This is a genomic window from Prochlorococcus sp. ALOHA_ZT_50, assembly GCF_022447305.1.
Classification (GTDB): domain Bacteria; phylum Cyanobacteriota; class Cyanobacteriia; order PCC-6307; family Cyanobiaceae; genus Prochlorococcus_A.
The window spans coordinates 18945-34438 of the sequence record NZ_JAKVCI010000016.1; the positions used below are offsets into that span (position 1 = coordinate 18945).

Below are 15494 nucleotides of genomic sequence, written 5' to 3' on the forward strand. Positions count from 1 at the left end.
TCTTTGCATTTGATAATTAATATTTTAGACATTAAGGTGGCAATAAACCAAAAAAATTATTAATTTAAAAAATTAAAATTAAAATATTAATTTAGAAAGTTTAAGACTGATTTGCTTCGCTTGGATGTGTAATTACTCTATCAATTAATCCATAATTTTTTGCTTCTTCCGCACTTAGAAAATAATCTCTATCAGTATCCTTTTCAATTTTCTCAAATGATTGGCCTGTCATATCTGCCATAGACATATTTAACATATCTTTAATTCTTAAAATTTCCTTAGCTTCTATTTCAATATCACTTGCTTGACGTTGAGAAGTTCCTCCTAGAGGTTGATGAATCATTATTCTGCTATGAGGCAAAGCAACTCTTTTACCTTTTGTGCCAGCGGCCAATAGGAACGCTCCCATTGAGGCTGCGAGGCCTACGCAGATTGTTACTACATCACTTTTTACGTATTTGATAGTGTCATATATAGCCAAGCCAGCAGTTACTGATCCTCCTGGGCTATTTATATATAGATAGATAGGTTTGGAATTATCATCAGAATCTAAATAAAGCATTTGTGCAACAAGGCTATTAGCAATACCATCATTCACTTCTTGTCCAAGAAAAAGAATTCTTTCAACACCTAGTCTTGTATATATGTCGACCCATCTTTCGTATTGACTTCCTGGAAGTCTGTAAGGCACGCTTGGAGTTCCTATTGGCATGATTTTAAAATAGTTTTGTGAGTGTTAAATTTTATTTGGTAGATCTTTTTGACTTGTGAGTATTCTATCGATAACTCCATAATCTAGTGCTTCTTGGGGGTTGAGATAACTCATCCTGTCAGAGTCTTTTGAGAGTTCTTCGATAGTCTTTCCAGTATTACGAGATAAAATCTCCAGCATTGATTTTTTATTTTTCAAAACTTCCTCAGCTCTTATTTGGATATCGGTTGCTTGACCTCTTGCTCCGCTTATAGGTTGATGCAAAACAATAGAAGCATGTGGAAGAGCGGCTCTTTGTCCCTTAGTGCCAGATGAAAGGATAACTGCAGCAGTCCCCATTGCTTGTCCGATACATATTGTGTGTACTGGAGGCTTAATGTAGCTTATTGTATCGCAGATAGCGAAAGCTTCTGTTTCAAAACCAACTGCGTCACCAGTGTACCAACTTGTCCCAGTTGAATTGATATAGAAATAGATTGGTTTTTCTGGATCCTCAAACTCTAAATAAAGAAGTTGAGCAATGATTAGCTCAGTAACATCCATTCCTAGTTGTCTTTTCGCATCATCATCTGAAAATAATGGTAAACCAAGATAAACAATTCGCTCTTTCAGTAAAAGAGAGGGGAGATCAGGGGGCGGGGTCCTCATAACGGTGTTTTCGCCGTAATAAGGAGCAGATACAGTCATTTGTATCACAAAATTAAGATTGAACTGATTCTAGCTAGATTTAGCCCTGTGTCGCTGGTGATTTAAAAGATTTGTTTGACTCAGGATTATTTATTAGTTTTCCAAAGACCATTCTTCCAGTGGGAGTTTGTAATGCTCCTGTGATGACAATATCTAATCTGCTTCCAACAAAATTCTTTGCCTCATCAATAACAACCATTGTGCCGTCATCTAAATATCCAATACCTTGCATTTTTTCTTTGCCTTCTCTCACGATTTTTATATTAAGTGACTCTCCTGGTTGTACTTCTGGCCTTAAAGCAATAACCAAATCACTCAAATTCATAACTTTTAATTCTTTAACTTCAGCGATCTGAGAAAGATTATAATCAGCCGTAATTAAAGTTCCTGTCATATCCTCAGTAATTTTAAGGAGTTTTTCATCTACCCCATTACCTTCATACTTTGTTGGGTTTATTACAAGTCTTCTCCCATATAAATCTCTTAATTCTTTTAATAACTTGAGACCTCTTCTGCCTTTCGACCTTTTTTCATTACTGCTTGAGTCAGCTAAAGTTTGTAATTCATCAATTACACTTTGAGCAACAATTAATTGCCCTTCCAATAAGCCGCAACTTAATAGACCATTGATTCTTCCATCAATAATTACGCTAGTATCTAGAATTTTTGGACTTGCAGCAGGGAGAATTCCTTCATTGACTAGATATGCATCAGTGTTATTTGGATTGAATAATCTCAATAATGTCCTTCCATGGGTATCTGCCAACTTATAACCAAGCACACCAAAGAAAATGTTGCTTAATATAGCTGCTAATGGTTTTGCGAAAAAAACCTCTCTAGGGAAGGGAATTAATAGTATTGGAGCAAGTAGGAGATTCGCAACAAGTAATCCTAAAATTAATCCAACGGACCTACTTATTAGTAAGTCCGTAGGCATTGTTCTTATTTGATCAAGAAAAGTCTTTCTAAGTTGAAGGAATACAAAACCAGCTGCTAATCCTACAAAAAAACCAATTATTGCTAAAACAATTCTAAAACCTTCTACATTAGATACCTGTTTGAGTATGTCTACTGGCAATAAATCAACACCAAGCCATCCTGAAGCAGCCCCAGACAATACAAATAAAATTAATACTAAGATATCTGTCATATCTATAATCTACTAGGATTTATTAATTGAGTAAATAAGGATTTTATTTTTTTCGATCCTTAATACTTTTTTGGAGCTTAAAAATGAATTTAGATTATGAATAAGTTTCCAAGAAGTGCTTATGTGCACATTCCTTTTTGCCACAGAAGGTGTTTTTATTGTGATTTTGCAGTTATTCCACTAGGAAACAAAGTTGAAACTTTAAAAGGTTATGGAAGCAAAACTGTTCAAGAGTATTTGCAATTTTTATATAAAGAAATATTGTCAATTAAGCATAAATCACCTCTATCGACAATTTATATAGGAGGTGGTACACCATCAATTTTAGATCCTACCCAAATCAAAGAATTAATTGATCTTTTTAAAGAAAATTATGGAATTGACTATGGTGCTGAAATCACTATGGAGGTTGATCCAGCTAGTTTTACTCAAGATGATCTTTTTGGATTCATAAATGCTGGGATAAATAGATTTAGTCTCGGAGTACAAAGTTTTAATAATCAGATACTTCAAAAGTCGGGAAGGCGTCATTTGAAAGAAGATGCAGAAAAATCTTGTTTATGGTTGAAGAGAGAATATGATTCTGGGTTAATAAAAAGCTGGAGTTTAGATTTAATTCAAAACTTGCCACTTAGTGGATTTAAAGAATGGCAAGATGACTTAAAAAAAGCAATAACATTTTCACCACCTCATCTATCTATTTACGATTTAAATATTGAAAATGGCACTGTTTTTAAAAAATTAGTTAATTTAGGAAAATTAAAACTCCCAAGTGATGAAGAAGCTTTTAGAAATAGTGAATCAACCCATTTAATTTTAAAAAACTCAGGGTATTCAAGATATGAAATCTCAAACTATTGCCTTCCGCGACATCAATCGAGACATAATAGAGTTTATTGGAGTGGTTTAGGCTGGTGGAGTTTTGGTCAAGGTTCCACTAGTTCACCTTGGGGGGAAAAGTTTACTCGACCAAGAGTTAGTAAAGAATATAAAGAATGGGTAACTAGACAAGACGAATTTAATTTAGATTCATCCCTAACTAATAAGGAGTTTGTCTATAAAGAACTTGATGAGAAAATAATGTTGGGATTAAGACTCAAAGAGGGTGTAGATATCAAAGAAGTGTTTAAAGAACAAAACTGGGAAAACAAAAAATTTGAAAGCAACTTCAGTAAATTGGTTGAAGAATGGGAAAGATTTCTTGAAAGTGGACTACTAGTAAGAAAGGGGAATAGATTCTTTTTAAGTGAGCCTAATGGCATGGAACTTAGTAATCAAGTTCTTGTTTCTATGTTTAAGTGGTGGGATGAGATTAACTAAGTCTTTCAGAGTCTACCCATTCTTTTAATTTATCCTTAAATAATTTCTTTCCTTGGATAATTGGTTGGCAAAATGGTGGTTGATCATCATTGAGGCCTAACAAATCTGCAGTAACTCTTACTTGCCCATCGCAATAATTACCTGCGCCGATACCTATTGTGGGAATTGTTAAAGAATTTTGTATTTCTTTAGCAAGCAAATCAGGAATATGTTCAAGAACTATTGAAAAACATCCTAATTCTTCAAGAATTGAAGCCTCTTTCTTGATTTTTTCTTGGCTTGCTAAGCTTTCTCCTTGTTTTCTTAATCCAATATTTAGATAGCTTTGTGGTGTAAGACCTATATGACCCATAACAGGGATTCCCATTCTTATTAATCTAGAAATAACTTTTTGTATTTCTGGTTCAGCTCCTTCTACTTTTACAGCTTTTGCATAAGTGCTCTGAATGATTTTCCCTGCATACTCAACAGCTTTATCCTCACCACATTGGTAAGTCAGAAAAGGCATATCTGAAACGACTAAAGGTTGTTCCTCAATTTTCTTCTTAAATCCTCTTGAAACAGCATTAGTATGATAAATTATGTTTTCTAAAGTTAATGGCAATGTCGATTTGTATCCTAAGCAGACCATTGCTAATGAATCTCCTACTAGTACGAGATCAACATTTGCTTGTTCTGCAATAGATCCTGATATGGAGTCCCATGCAGTTAGTGCAATGATTTTGCGAGATTTTTTTTTATAATTAACTAGGTCTGAAGGTAACATAATAAATTTATGTATCTTTTTTAATCAAGAATTGCTAGTATATTTTTGACTCGGCCTTTCGCGGTTTTAACGCCTAAACCTGGTCAGGACCGGAAGGTAGCAGCCACAAGGGATGCTTGAGGCAGGCGAGATAACCGAGTCACTCTATTTTACCTTTTAACCTATATCTTTTTTATTTTGCCTTAATCTCAAAAACTCAGGAATACTGGCTCCTGATTCTTTATTGTCGGAATAATTATATAAGGGTTGATTAGATAATCTGTTTTTTATTCTTTGCTGGTTTAATGGTTGGGTTGTTTCAAATCCTGTAGCAATTACAGTAACTTGTATCTCCCCTTCCATTGCCTCATCGACCACTGCACCAACAATAATATTTGCTTCTTGATCAACAACATCATAAATAATTTCAGATGCAGAGGTCATGTCTTCTAAAGTCATGTCTTTGCCACCAGTAATATTTATAACGCAGCCTTTAGCTCCATCAATTCTAGCTGCTTCTAATAAAGGACTATTCATTGCTGCCTGTGCTGCCTCTATAGCTCTCGATCTTCCTGAACCTATACCTATTCCGAGAAGAGCAGTGCCAGCTTCCGTCATAACTGATCTTACGTCTGCAAAATCAACATTAACTAATCCTGGGCAAGTAATTATGTCACTAATGCCTTTGACTCCCATCCTTAGAACATCATCAGCATTCCTAAATGCTTCTTGAAGAGGAGCTCCTGCTATAACGTCTTTTAATCGGTCATTTGGAATAACTATAAGAGTATCAACGTTTTCAGCTAGTCTTGCGATCCCCTCCTCTGCTTGACGCATTCTTCTTTTCCCTTCAAAAGAAAATGGTTTGGTTACTATACCTACTGTTAGAGCCCCACTTTGTTTGGCTACTTCTGCAACAACGGGAGCAGCACCTGTACCAGTTCCTCCACCCATTCCAGCGGCTATAAAAACTAGATCAGATCCCTCTAAAGCTTGTTGAAGCTCTTCTTTGGATTCTTCGGCTGCTTTTTGCCCAATACTTGGATTCCCACCTGCACCTAAACCTCTAGTGAGGTTTTGTCCAAGTTGAACTCTACTTTCTGCAGAAGATTGTAGTAGGGCTTGTGCATCGGTATTGAGGACTCTAAATGAAACACCTTCTAAATCACTATTTATCATTCTATTGACTGCATTACTGCCACCACCACCTACACCAATAACTTCTATTTTGGCGTTTTGGCTTGGAAGGATTTCTCTCGATTGATCAAAGTTTGGATTGTTACCGAAGCTCATCTCTTAATAGGAATCTAATACTAGTATTGGGTGCATTATGAACTTACTGAGCTCATCTGTAGGAATTTGTTGAGGAAAATCCTAAAAATATTTATTTATTAAATATTTTGTTTTGAATGCAAAACCCATATCAACACTACAATAATTAAAAAAAATTACTCAAAATCCTTTTTCAAATATTAGGGTTTGAACACTTTTATTTTTGGTTTATCTGGATTAGTAAGATCAATATTATCTATTTTTTTTGAAAAGCTATTTTTCTTAAATTCATTTTTAAGATTATTGATTATTTGTAATTGATAGTTGATTAAATTTGGCTTAAATCCTAAGAATATTGTTTTTAAATCTTTTTCCTCAACAGTTAGAAACCCATCGGATGAAAAAGTTATTTTAACTATCTCTAATTCATAATTCTCTATAGCGATAAAAATTTCAGATAATATTTTTTTAAATTTTTCTTTCCATCCAAAAACTTGTATGGTTAATTTATTCAAATTTTTTTCATCCACATTTTGTTTATTTATAAAAATTCCATCTTTATCAATGAAGCCTAATATTTTTTCGTCGTTTAATATTCTCTCACCGTAAGCTATTGGAATTCTTGAATTAATATGAACTTTCAAACCAAAAGGAAATAATTCTCTGTTTACCGAAACATTCTTGAGAGATAAATTTTGTTTTAACTCTTTTTCTAACAAATTAGTTTCAACAAAAATTAATCGGATAGGAAAATTTAAAGATGAATTTTTTACCACATCATTCTGCGAAAATAATTCACTACCAGAAATCCTAATGTCCTGAGTATCAACTTTTTTGAGTGTTTTTATGCTTAATAAGCTTGTTAAAAATAAAAATGAAATTAGAAAAAAAAAGCTTCTATTTTTGATTCCTTTTTTGTTTTTCACAAATCACATCGAGCTTTTTCCATCAGTTGGTCCATCCATTCTCTCGCTTGCTCTGCATCTGAAAATGGTACATCCATCTCTTTCCCATCCCCTACTAATCTCAACCTGCACTTACCTTGAGATTCACTTGTTAGAGGAGCTTCACCTGAAGTTAGTGCCATTAATTCAACTAATTCCAGTTTCTTGATCGTAAAACAATCTTTTTCTTCAAATTTACCAGCTTCAAATGCGCTCCACTTTAACTCCCCATTTTTTAAAGACGCTGCACCTGAACTATCTAACTTGCACAGTTCAGAATCACTAGCCCAACTTCTAAAAAGATTTTGCCTTCTTCTTTCTAACCATCCAAGTGCAGTTAATAAAATGAAGATTAAAAGTAATGGTAACCAAAGTAGTCCATGCAACATTTGATTTAAATTACAAATCTAAAGATATATCTACCAGTTTAGCCACAAGTTGTTCAATTTTTAAACCTGAAGCTTCCCAAAGCATTGGAAACATACTGTTTTTTGTAAAACCAGGAATTGTATTTATTTCATTTAGTAAAATTTTATTTGAAGATTTTTCTAAAAAGAAATCTACTCTTGCAAAACCGAAAATATTTAGTGCTCTACAACTTTTAATAGCAATTTCTTTAATTTCTTTTGTGATTTTAGAATCTATTTCGGCTGGGATAATTATTTTATTATTTGAGTGATATTTTGAATCGTAATCATACCAATCACTTTCGTAATTTACCTCGCCTATCTCAGAGGTTAAGAGTTTTGAATTCCCAATTATTCCGCATTCAATCTCCCTTACCTCTAAACCTTCCTCTATTAAGATTCTTGGATCTATTTCCCGAGCCTTTTCTAATGCTAGTAATATTTCCGATTCATTTTTGACTTTGGAGATGCCAAGAGATGATCCAGAGTTCGATGGTTTAACAAAAACAGGAAATTTTAATTTTTTTAAAATTTCATTAATTATTTTATTTTTTACTTGCTTATCGTTGAGATCTTCATTTTGAAAAACTAGATAATTAACTTGTGGAAGTTTAAGATTTGAGAAAATTGTTTTCATCAATATTTTATCCATTCCAAGTGCAGAGCCAATAATTCCACATCCGACTAAAGGTTTCTTTGTAAATCTAAGTAAGCCATGAATTGATCCGTCTTCACCATTAAATCCATGTAAAAGAGGAAACCAAACATCAACATTTTGAAATTCAATTCCGTCAAGGAAGTTAATTTTTTCTTGATTAAAAATTTCTTGTTTTTTTGTTTTATAGTTTTCAATTTCACCAATTAGGATTTTTTCTGAAATATCACTATCAAGCCAATCTCCATATTTGTTTATGTAAAAGGCTTTAACTGTAAAGCGTTCTTTGTTTATTTGTGCATTAAATGCTTGAAAAACTGTTTTTGCAGAGGATATCGATACTTCATGTTCATTGGAATGCCCGCCAAATATTAACCCAATACATTTTTTCTTTCCCCCGATCATTTAAAAAAAATTTATAAAGAAAGTTCTCCTGTTAAAGAAAAAGGTCTTGCTTCATTTATTCTGACATTTATCTCATCTCCCAACGAAAAATTAAAGTTAATGTTTTTGGGAATCTCTACGAAAGTTAATCTATTTGTTCTAGTTCTACCCATAATTTGAGAGGAATTTTTTGGATTTAAACCCTCAATTAAAACGCTTTCGATATTATTGATATATCTTTGATTTCTACTCCTAGCAGTTTTCTCGACCAAATCATTAATTTCCTGTAATCTAGCTTTTTTTACCTCTTCCGAAAGTTGATTCGTCCAAACTGCTGCAGGCGTATTTGGTCTTGGAGAGTATGCTGCTGTATTCACTTGATCAAAGCCAATTTCTGATATTAGCTTTAATGTATCTTGATATTGTTGTTCGGTTTCTCCTGGGAAAGCAACTATCGCGTCAGCTGTGATTGATGCATCTGGCATTAATGACCTTATGTTCTCGATAATATTTTTATACTTTTTAATAGAATATCCTCTGGACATTTGCTTTAAAATTTCATCATTTCCACTTTGGAAGGGGATATGGAAATGTTCACAGACTTTATCAAGTTCATAACAAGCTTGAATCAACCTTTTTGAAAAATATCTTGGATGACTAGTAGCAAATCTTATTCTGCGAATTCCTTTAACATCATGAATATAATACAAAAGATCAGTTAGGGTATTTTCTTTTCTCCCCTCTTTTGTAGTTCCTGGAAGGTCTCTACCATAAGCATCAATGTTCTGACCCAAAAGAGTAATTTCTTTAAAATTATCATCAGCTAATTTTTGGATCTCACTTTTTATCGCATTTGGATATCTTGATTGCTCTTTTCCTCTGACAGAGGGGACTACACAATATGAACATCTTTCATTACATCCATAGATGATATTAACCCAGCCACAAATAGAGCTTTCTCTTCTGGCACTTGTTATATCTTCAGAAATGAAGGTTTCTTCTGTAGCAGCAACTTGATTTCCTAAATCAACTTTCCCCAGAAGATTCTCAAGATTATTTACGTGTTGAGGCCCCATAACCAGATCAAGTTCTGGGACTCTTCTTAGTAAGGATTCTCCCTCTTGCTGAGCAAGACAACCTGCAACAACAAGTTTTAAGCTAGGTGTTTTGTGCTTTCTTTTTGCTTGTCTTCCTAGAAAGCTATAAACTTTTTGCTCTGCATTATCTCTAATAGTGCATGTATTGTACAAGACCAAATCGGCATTTAATTCATTATCTGCTCTGGTGTATCCCATTTTCTCTAATGTCCCAGCCATTCTCTCAGAATCAGCCTTGTTCATTTGGCATCCAAATGTGGTTATCCAATAACTGCCAGTAGTTGAATTCTTTTGAGTTTTTTTTTCGTCTGATTTTGTTTTTGTTAGCACTTTGCTAGGAATTTTTTATGATTCTTTAATTCAAAATTACAAGTTAAATAATTTTGCTGCAATTTTTTTGAGGGCGAGCGAGGGGATTCGAACCCCCGAATAGCGGCGCCACAAGCCGCTGCCTTAACCACTTGGCGACGCCCGCCTCACATTTATAAATTTAACAACTCAAGGGTAATTTTTCATAGTTATTTTTATCTTTTAGCGAAATTTGAATTATTTTCTAATTCAGTAAAGTTTTCTTATGATTTAAAATAAAAGAAAATTTAAAAATTTGAGTAATTCCGGCACAGCTGAGGTTCTTATTCCCAGAAGCCTTTGTTTAATAGAAGATATAGATAACCTCATTATCGATGTAGAGGATTTATGTTCAGTTTCCATTAGTTGGGAGGATGGATTTGTTTCTGAGTTAAAGCCTTTAAAAAATAAAGTTACAAAACCAAAAAATATTTTATTCCCAAGATTTGTTGAAACGCATTCGCATTTTGATAAATCTTTTACATGGGCAGACTTTCCTAATCTGGAATCAAACTATGGAGGAGCATTATCAGTAAATCTTGAAGAACATAAAACTAGAACTACAGATAAGGTTCTTGAAAGAGTTGAGAAATCATTAAAACTTGCCATACAAAATGGATACCGAGCTATTAGAAGTCATATTGATACATACAAAGGTCAATCTATTGATATTTGGATTGAACTTTTTAAATTACAAAAAAAATTTTCATCTGAGTTGACTTTACAATACGTTGCTCTAGCTCCATTGGAATTCTGGGATACAACTGATGGAGAAGATTTGGCAAAAATATTTTCCTCTAATGGAGGCATTTTAGGAGGTGTTATTGTACCCCCTTTCAATAAAAAAAATACAAGCAAATTTCTAGCAAAGATGCTTCTTCTTGCGAGTAAATATAAATTAGAAATTGATTTGCATATAGATGAATCAATTATTGAACCTGGAGCGGGAATAAAAGTTTTATTAGAAACAATCGAAAATTTAAATATTAATAGTATTCCGATCACTTGTAGTCATTTGAGTAGTCTTATTTCTCTAAGTAATAGAGAGATTTTAAATTTAGGAGAAAAAATGGCTGAGAAAAATATTAAGGTTATTGCTTTACCCCTAACAAATTTTTGGCTGCTCAATCGAAGTAATAAAACTACTTCATTAAAAAGACCAGTTGCGCCAATAAAGCAATTACAAAAATCACATGTGGATGTATCTCTTGGTAGTGATAATGTTCAAGACCCTTGGTACCCATTTGGTAATTTTGACCCTTTTTATATGTTGTCTTGCTCGATGCCTATGCTTCAACTAAATCCCTGGGAGAGAATGACTCTATCTTCTATTTTTTTAGCTCCAAGCAGATTATTAAATTTAAAATGGGATGGTTTAATTAAAAAAGGTTGTCCTGCTGATTTTGTGATTTTAGATGCACAAAGATGGGCAGATGTTTTTTCGAGCAATTTAAAGAGAAAAGTATTTATAAACGGCGATTTATATTGCTAATTGGCTAATTTATATACAAAGCATAAAAATTTTTATTAATGATATCAAAACTTAAATTTATAGACAAATTTAGAGAAGTCAAAAACTTAGAGATCATTGAAAATAAATCCGATGTAAAAAGACTTTCAAAAGATTTTTATAACTACTCTCCAATCCTTACTGAAAAATTAGACGAATGTATTGCTGATTTGGTGGTAAGACCTAGTGATCACAAAGCGGTAAAGGAAGTAGCAGAAATTTGTTGGGAATTTTCTATCCCACTTACTTTAAGGGGTTCAGGTACAGGTAATTATGGACAAGCTGTCCCATTGTTTAAAGGAGTTGTAATGCAGATGAGTCACTTTAATAAGTTAGAAGAATTTGATCCAGATACAGGTTTTGTAAAAGTACAGTCTGGCTGTGTTATGGGAGATTTGAATAAACAATTAGAGAAATATGGGAGGGAATTGAGGTTGCTTCCTAGTACTTGGAAAACTGCAACAATTGGAGGTTTTATTGCAGGTGGATCAGGAGGTATTGGTTCCATTAGGTGGGGATTTTTAAGAGATCCAGGAAATCTTATTGGTTTAGAGGCAGTAACGATGAATGAAAAACCTGAATTATTAAAATTTGATGCTGAAGAATCCGAACCTCTAAATCATGCTTATGGGACTAATGGAATAATTACTTCTTTATTACTTGCTACTGATATCAAACGTAAGTGGTATTCAATAGTTATCGACTGTATTGAATTTGAAAAAACAATAGAAATATTAAAAACTCTCACCAGCGCAGCAATTGATCTGAAATTAGGAGCAATTCTTGAAGAAGAAATTGTAGATCAAATGCCAAAATGGTTTAAAAGTAAATCTAGAAGTCACAAGATATTAATTCAATCTACTCTTGGAGGAATAAAAACCATCGAGCTAATTTGTAAAAAATTTAAAGTTGAATCTACCCTACTTGGGGAAGAAGAAAAGCTCGTGAATGGAATTTCTGAAGTCGTATGGAATCATACAACTCTTCATATGAGGTCTAGGGATAAAAATTGGACGTATTTACAGATGCTTTTGCCACTTAATAATGAACTAGAATTAATTAATTTTTTGAGAAAAAAATGGGGTAAAAAAGTTCTTTGGCATTTAGAGGCAGTTTCTCAACAAGGATCACCGCGATTAGCGGCTTTGCCTGTATTAAAGTGGAATGGGGCAGAAGAATTAAATGAAATAATGGAAGATTGCAAGAAACTTGGTGCGTTTATTTTTAATCCCCATGTTTTAACTGTCGAAGGCGGAGGCCTAGGAGTGGTTGACGCAGATCAAGTAAAAGCGAAATTAAAATTTGATCCTAAAGGGCTATTAAATCCAGGAAAATTGGAAGGTTGGGAAGTAAAGGAACAATTTAATATTTAACATTTCTGTTTATTTGCAAATTTAATAAATTCAGCAACTAAAAAAATAGAACCTGTTAGAACAGGATGATTAGGTGGCCATTTTTCTAGGGAAAATAAATACTCAATGGCAAGTTCAAATGTTTTAAATTCAATTGTTTTTTGAAAGTCAATTTCTTTAATCTGAGAGAGATCATTTAATTGCCAACTAGGTTGGTTTGGAACTGGCACAAGTAATAAGTGATCATTTTTCTTTAGAAGTGTTTTTAATATTGCGTAAATATCTTTTTGTCTTTGGACACCTAAAATCCAATAAATTCCTTTATCTTCATTCTCCCAATTGCTTCGCTCATTAGAGAGTGCTTTTGCAGCAGGATAATTATGCGCACAATCTACAAGAATTTCTTTGTTGAAATAATTTATTATTTCTAGCCTTCCGTTCCAAGTTGTCTTTTTAAGACCTTCAGATATGTGTTTTTCTTTTATATTAAATCCCAAATTATTCAGCGCTTCAATTGCTCCAACAGCTACTGAAGCATTTTGCTTTTGAAAAATTCCTTTTAATCCAAGCTCATAGCTGTTTGAAATTGAATCTTTCCAAATAATTTCTGCTCCTACCTCTTTAACTTTTTTGGTTATTAAATTTTCAACTTGACTATTTTGATTGCATGAGATGACAATTGAGTTTTTTTCAATAACTGCTAATTTTTCTTCGGCAATTTTTTCAATCGTATCTCCAAGAAATTCTTTATGGTCTAAGCCAATATTCCCAATAGCAATGATTGGTCTAGATTTATGGGCTGTTGTCGCGTCTAATCGTCCCCCTAAGCCAGCTTCAAGAATGAGTAATTCAACTTTTTTATGGTCAAAAAAATTTAGTGCGCAGCAAATGATTTTTTCAAAAGGAGTTAATTCAAATGTTGAAAAATTTTTTTCTATTAATCTATAGATTTTTTCAAAATCAGTTTTATTAATATTTTTTTTATTAACTCTAATCCTCTCGCATACATCCAAAAGATGAGGAGATGTCGTTACACCGAAATTCCTTTTAGCTTCAAAAAGTATACTTTCTAAATATGCCGCGATTGATCCTTTCCCATTGGTTCCAATAATCTGTATCGCAGGGATATTCTTGCAAGGATTACCAAGTTCTTGAAGTGCTTTTTTAATTCTTGATAAACCTAACTTGATATTATCCCTTTCATATTTAGGAGATAATAATTCAAAAATTTTTAAATTTGCATTTTTCAAAATTTAAATTGCTATAACTCTTCAAAAATTGAATTTAGCTTATCCAAAAGAATATTAATTTCTCTTCGAGATATAACTAATGGTGGGACAATCCTTACAACATTTCCTCCTGCAGGAACTACCAGTAATCCTTTATCAAAAGCTTTTAATGTAATTTTTTTTGCATCAGCATAATCATCATTGATCACAAGACCTTGTATTAAACCTAAACCTCTTTTCCCGCTAATAATATTTGGAAATTTTTTTGACAATTCTTCAAACCCAGCACTTAATTGTTCCCCTCTTAGATAAACATTATTGATAATATTTCTTCTATTTATTTCTTCTAATACAGTTAGGGCAGCTTTACAGGCGAATGGGTTCCCTCCAAAAGTGCTTGCATGATCTCCTGGAGAAAAAATGTTGGCTTTTTCTTTTACCAATAATGCTCCAATTGCATGACCTCCTCCTAATCCTTTAGCAAGGGTGAATCCATCAGGTTCAATTCCTAAATTCTCATAACCCCACATTTTCCCAGTTCGACCTACTCCACTTTGGACCTCATCTAAAATGAGAAGAGAATTATATTTATCACATATTTCTCTCAGGCTTTTAAAAAATATTTTACTTCCAGGAATTACGCCGCCTTCTCCTTGTATTGGTTCAACTAAAACGCCGGAAATTTTTTGATCATTATTTTCACACTCTTCAAATAATTTTTTTACCGAATCAAAATTGTTAAATTTAAAAAATTTGAACCCTTGAATCATTGGTTCGAAACCTTTTTGATATTTGGGCTGTCCAGTGGCACTCAAGGCTGCAAGCGTCCTTCCATGAAAGCTGGATTCTGCTGCGAGAATAATTGATTCTTTACCTTTATTTGTTGTATTACCATATTTTTTAATTAATTTAATTGCTGATTCATTTGCTTCCGCACCACTATTGCAGAAGAAGACGCTTTTAGCACAACTCATATTCGTTAAAGTTCTGCTTAATTGTTCTTGTTCTTCAATGTTGTAGAGATTGGAAATGTGCTGAATCTTTTTTAGTTGAGTTGATAGCCTTCTTCTTAAAACTCTATCGCTATGTCCAAGACTACAAGTTGCTATACCAGCGACTGCATCAAGATACTTTTTACCTGTTTTGTCCCATAGCCAACAACCTTTTCCTTTTTTGAAAGATATATCGAATCGACTATAGGTATTCATCAAAGTGGGAGCGGTCGGACTTGAACCGACATACCCGAAGGTGCCGCATTTTGAGTGCGGTGCGTCTACCAATTCCACCACGCTCCCAAGGCTTTTGAAAAAATGAACTTTTTTATTATAACAAAAATCAACTTATTGACTATTGTTTTGGTCAAGGAACAGTTATCAAGATAACGTTTGTTAATAGTTAATCTTTTCGATAAAAACATAGAATTATTTATTGCATTTGCTGACAAGAAATGAGGGGAAAAAGAAAATTTAAACATTTATGATACATTTTTGTGATTAAATGCGCTTAAAAGTCTTTTTTAAAAGGAGATAGCTTCATGATTAGTAATATTGTGTTATATTTAATAAAAAAACAAATGTCTAAAACTCAAGCTAAAAAATTATCCTTTAAATTTGTCCCTTATCTTTTTATTGCAGTAACTATACTTACAACATTCGGATCTAATAGCGGAACTTGGGCATGAA

General features: G+C 33.2%; 14 protein-coding genes, 2 tRNA genes and 1 other RNA gene. 4 read left to right on the forward strand and 13 right to left on the reverse strand.

What is annotated here, in order from left to right:
* Positions 1–100: 100 nt before the first annotated feature.
* From MK115_RS05675 to MK115_RS05685, 3 genes are read right to left on the reverse strand one after another with little or no spacing between them, the layout of a single operon-like run.
* Positions 101–712: an ATP-dependent Clp protease proteolytic subunit gene (locus MK115_RS05675; protein WP_002807795.1), complete on the reverse strand. Its 612-nt coding sequence runs from the start codon at positions 710–712 to the stop codon at positions 101–103.
* A 24-nt stretch (positions 713–736) separates the two neighbouring features.
* Entirely contained in the window at positions 737–1399 is a 663-nt protein-coding gene (locus MK115_RS05680) for an ATP-dependent Clp protease proteolytic subunit (RefSeq protein ID WP_011376956.1), read from the reverse strand.
* Positions 1400–1439: 40 nt separating this feature from the next.
* Positions 1440–2549, reverse strand: coding sequence for a PIN/TRAM domain-containing protein (locus tag MK115_RS05685; protein WP_025900790.1), 1110 nt, complete (start codon positions 2547–2549; stop codon positions 1440–1442).
* A 96-nt stretch (positions 2550–2645) separates the two neighbouring features.
* Between MK115_RS05685 and hemW the strand changes: the two genes are divergently transcribed.
* Positions 2646–3869, forward strand: coding sequence for a radical SAM family heme chaperone HemW (hemW, locus tag MK115_RS05690; RefSeq protein ID WP_287610126.1), 1224 nt, complete (start codon positions 2646–2648; stop codon positions 3867–3869).
* Here hemW and panB read toward each other — a convergent pair.
* Positions 3862–4635 carry a 3-methyl-2-oxobutanoate hydroxymethyltransferase gene (panB, locus tag MK115_RS05695; RefSeq protein ID WP_287610127.1) on the reverse strand — a complete coding sequence of 258 codons (774 nt, stop codon included), beginning with the start codon at positions 4633–4635 and terminating at the stop codon, positions 3862–3864. The two genes, hemW and panB, sit on opposite strands and share 8 nt — an antisense overlap.
* A gap of 47 nt (positions 4636–4682) precedes the next feature.
* On the opposite strand from panB, the gene ffs reads away from it, so the two are divergent.
* Positions 4683–4779: signal recognition particle sRNA small type (gene ffs / locus MK115_RS05700), an RNA gene on the forward strand.
* Positions 4780–4791: 12 nt separating this feature from the next.
* Here ffs and ftsZ read toward each other — a convergent pair.
* From ftsZ to MK115_RS05730, 6 genes are all read right to left on the reverse strand, one after another.
* Complete coding sequence (ftsZ, locus tag MK115_RS05705) at positions 4792–5907, reverse strand: cell division protein FtsZ (protein WP_011863425.1); 1116 nt, start codon at positions 5905–5907, stop codon at positions 4792–4794.
* Positions 5908–6086: 179 nt separating this feature from the next.
* Positions 6087–6812: a cell division protein FtsQ/DivIB gene (locus tag MK115_RS05710; RefSeq protein ID WP_287610130.1), complete on the reverse strand. Its 726-nt coding sequence runs from the start codon at positions 6810–6812 to the stop codon at positions 6087–6089.
* Positions 6809–7219: a hypothetical protein gene (locus tag MK115_RS05715; RefSeq protein ID WP_011863423.1), complete on the reverse strand. Its 411-nt coding sequence runs from the start codon at positions 7217–7219 to the stop codon at positions 6809–6811. The genes MK115_RS05710 and MK115_RS05715 overlap by 4 nt, the downstream gene beginning before the upstream one ends.
* A 10-nt stretch (positions 7220–7229) precedes the next feature.
* Positions 7230–8297 (reverse strand): D-alanine--D-alanine ligase family protein, encoded by a 1068-nt coding sequence (locus tag MK115_RS05720; RefSeq protein WP_287610132.1) that lies wholly within the window; start codon positions 8295–8297, stop codon positions 7230–7232.
* Positions 8298–8308: 11 nt separating this feature from the next.
* Positions 8309–9703 carry a tRNA (N6-isopentenyl adenosine(37)-C2)-methylthiotransferase MiaB gene (gene miaB / locus MK115_RS05725; protein WP_287610134.1) on the reverse strand — a complete coding sequence of 465 codons (1395 nt, stop codon included), beginning with the start codon at positions 9701–9703 and terminating at the stop codon, positions 8309–8311.
* A 72-nt stretch (positions 9704–9775) separates the two neighbouring features.
* Positions 9776–9848 (reverse strand) — tRNA-His (locus tag MK115_RS05730).
* Between the two features lie 129 nt (positions 9849–9977).
* On the opposite strand from MK115_RS05730, the gene MK115_RS05735 reads away from it, so the two are divergent.
* Positions 9978–11213 carry an amidohydrolase family protein gene (locus tag MK115_RS05735; protein ID WP_287610136.1) on the forward strand — a complete coding sequence of 412 codons (1236 nt, stop codon included), beginning with the start codon at positions 9978–9980 and terminating at the stop codon, positions 11211–11213.
* A 38-nt stretch (positions 11214–11251) separates the two neighbouring features.
* The gene (locus MK115_RS05740) at positions 11252–12604 is read left to right on the forward strand and encodes an FAD-binding oxidoreductase (RefSeq protein ID WP_287610138.1); all 1353 of its coding nucleotides are present in this window, start codon (positions 11252–11254) and stop codon (positions 12602–12604) included.
* Here the strand turns inward: MK115_RS05740 and MK115_RS05745 are convergent.
* The 3 genes from MK115_RS05745 to MK115_RS05755 all read right to left on the reverse strand — a co-directional run bounded on the left by MK115_RS05745 (position 12601) and on the right by MK115_RS05755 (position 15107).
* Positions 12601–13833 carry a bifunctional folylpolyglutamate synthase/dihydrofolate synthase gene (locus tag MK115_RS05745; RefSeq protein WP_287610140.1) on the reverse strand — a complete coding sequence of 411 codons (1233 nt, stop codon included), beginning with the start codon at positions 13831–13833 and terminating at the stop codon, positions 12601–12603. The two genes, MK115_RS05740 and MK115_RS05745, sit on opposite strands and share 4 nt — an antisense overlap.
* Positions 13834–13844: 11 nt before the next feature.
* The gene (locus MK115_RS05750; RefSeq protein WP_287610142.1) at positions 13845–15020 is read right to left on the reverse strand and encodes an aspartate aminotransferase family protein; all 1176 of its coding nucleotides are present in this window, start codon (positions 15018–15020) and stop codon (positions 13845–13847) included.
* Between the two features lie 5 nt (positions 15021–15025).
* Positions 15026–15107, reverse strand: a tRNA-Leu gene (locus tag MK115_RS05755).
* Positions 15108–15494 lie beyond the last annotated feature (387 nt).

Excerpts from the sequence above, each read along its gene's own strand:
- MK115_RS05675 (WP_002807795.1), bottom strand. The coding sequence starts at position 712 with ATGCCAATAGGAACTCCAAGCGTGCCTTACAGACTTCCAGGAAGTCAA.
- MK115_RS05680 (WP_011376956.1), bottom strand. The coding sequence starts at position 1,399 with ATGACTGTATCTGCTCCTTATTACGGCGAAAACACCGTTATGAGGACC.
- MK115_RS05685 (WP_025900790.1), bottom strand. The coding sequence starts at position 2,549 with ATGACAGATATCTTAGTATTAATTTTATTTGTATTGTCTGGGGCTGCT.
- hemW (WP_287610126.1), top strand. The coding sequence starts at position 2,646 with ATGAATAAGTTTCCAAGAAGTGCTTATGTGCACATTCCTTTTTGCCAC.
- panB (WP_287610127.1), bottom strand. The coding sequence starts at position 4,635 with ATGTTACCTTCAGACCTAGTTAATTATAAAAAAAAATCTCGCAAAATC.
- ftsZ (WP_011863425.1), bottom strand. The coding sequence starts at position 5,907 with ATGAGCTTCGGTAACAATCCAAACTTTGATCAATCGAGAGAAATCCTT.
- MK115_RS05715 (WP_011863423.1), bottom strand. The coding sequence starts at position 7,219 with ATGTTGCATGGACTACTTTGGTTACCATTACTTTTAATCTTCATTTTA.
- MK115_RS05720 (WP_287610132.1), bottom strand. The coding sequence starts at position 8,297 with ATGATCGGGGGAAAGAAAAAATGTATTGGGTTAATATTTGGCGGGCAT.
- MK115_RS05740 (WP_287610138.1), top strand. The coding sequence starts at position 11,252 with ATGATATCAAAACTTAAATTTATAGACAAATTTAGAGAAGTCAAAAAC.
- MK115_RS05750 (WP_287610142.1), bottom strand. The coding sequence starts at position 15,020 with ATGAATACCTATAGTCGATTCGATATATCTTTCAAAAAAGGAAAAGGT.